Here is a 1600-nt window from a genome sequence, read left to right as displayed (position 1 = left end):
AGCGGGGTGCATTCATCAGCGCAGGCAGCCTGAGTAATGAGGGCGGCCGCATCCTGTCCCAGGGCGATCTGGATTTTGCGGTGGCGGGTGGTTTGGGCAATTCGGGAATTATTTATTCCGGAGGGTCCAGCCGGATTCACGCTGGAAGCATGCGCAATGATCCTGCCGGTCAGGTGCTGACCTTGGCTTCTCTGGCCTTGGATCTGGACACCGATCTGGAGAATCTGGGCGTCCTGAATGCCGGGGAAGCCTTTTTCGTGCAGAGCGGCGGCAGCGTCATCAACAATGACGGCAGCTTTTTGTCCCAGACAGGGATGGAGCTTGCGGCCCAGGGCGGCATCACGAATTCGGGTGTCATCCAATCCGGCGGAACCGGCCTGTTTCGAGCAGGCGGGACGCTGCTCAACGAGGGCGAAATCCTGGCTGTGGGCGACGCTGTCTTTGAAATCGGCGAAGATCTGGAAAACTCCGGCACCCTGCATTCGGGGGGCGGCTCCTGTCATCTGGGCGGCGGGCTTTCCAATGCGGGCGAGATTCTGGCCTCCGGCGATTTGAGCCTGTCCCTGGCCGAAGATCTGTTTAATTCCGGCAAAATTGCCGGCGACGCCTCTGTCGATTTTGCCGTTGCGGGAAGCCTTGAGAACACTGCTGACGGCTTGATGCTGGCTTCGGGCGCGGCATTGTTCGACGTGTCCGGCGATCTGCGCAACTCCGGCCGGGTGGAGTCCACCGGCAGAGGGGCCCTTGGTGTGGGCGGCGGGCTCTTCAATGATGGAGACATCCTGTCGCAAACCGCCCTGGAATTCGATGTGCTGGGCTCCCTGGAAAATACGGGCGTCATGCATTCCGGGGACATTTTGGCCCTGGGTTCGTCCAGCCTGGACAACAGTGGCCGGATTCTGGCCCAGGGCGACGGCGCGTTTTCCGTGCTTGGCGATCTGCTCAACACGGACTTTCTTTTCTCCGGCGGCGCGGCCACGTTCAACGTGGGCGGCATGCTGCATAACCTGAGGGGCCAGATCCTGTCTTTGGGCGACATGGTGCTGGAAGGTTTGAGCGCCGGGAGTCGCATGCTCGAATTGAAGAACGATTCGGGCACCATCGAGACCCTGGAAGGCAGCATGTCCATCCGGGCCAAGGTGGTGAAAAACACCAATCTGGATTTTGCGCTGACGCCGGGAACGCAGGTCTTGAGCCGCAAGGGAGGAATTTATTCCTTTTTTGGCGACAACTGGGATCAGGCCCAGGATCTCTACAGGATGTTGCCGGGTTCCAGTGCGGTTTCAAGCAATCGCAACGCTCTGATCATCACTCCGGCTGAACTGCGCGTTCTCGGATTTGGCCTTGATCGCAACGTGATCCCGCGCTCGGAACTGGATGCGGCCATTGCCGCCGCCGAGGCGGGTTTCGCGCTTTACGGCGGGAGTTCCGGAGACATTGCGGCCGTCTCCAGTCTGAAGAGCCGGGTGGTCGGCCGGGGCATATACATGGCTGTCCAGCACTACAAGGACAGATCCAAGGTCGCCGCCTATCTTGAATCCATAACCCGGGATGAGGTCACGGGTCTTGAAAGCGGCGCAAATATCGCGGCCGCCGTCAA

At 60.2% G+C, this 1600-nt stretch carries 1 protein-coding gene; it reads left to right on the top strand.

Annotation, left to right across the window (positions count from 1 at the left end):
* Positions 1-1600: hypothetical protein (locus BMZ24_RS19300; protein WP_143077980.1), on the top strand; the 1600-nt coding region annotated here is incomplete at both ends.

It is taken from the genome of Desulfomicrobium norvegicum, assembly GCF_900114595.1.
In the GTDB taxonomy this organism is placed as follows: Bacteria; Desulfobacterota; Desulfovibrionia; order Desulfovibrionales; family Desulfomicrobiaceae; genus Desulfomicrobium; species Desulfomicrobium macestii.
Note: the sequence above shows the minus strand (reverse complement) of the source record. Positions and strands in the feature narration are given on the sequence as shown.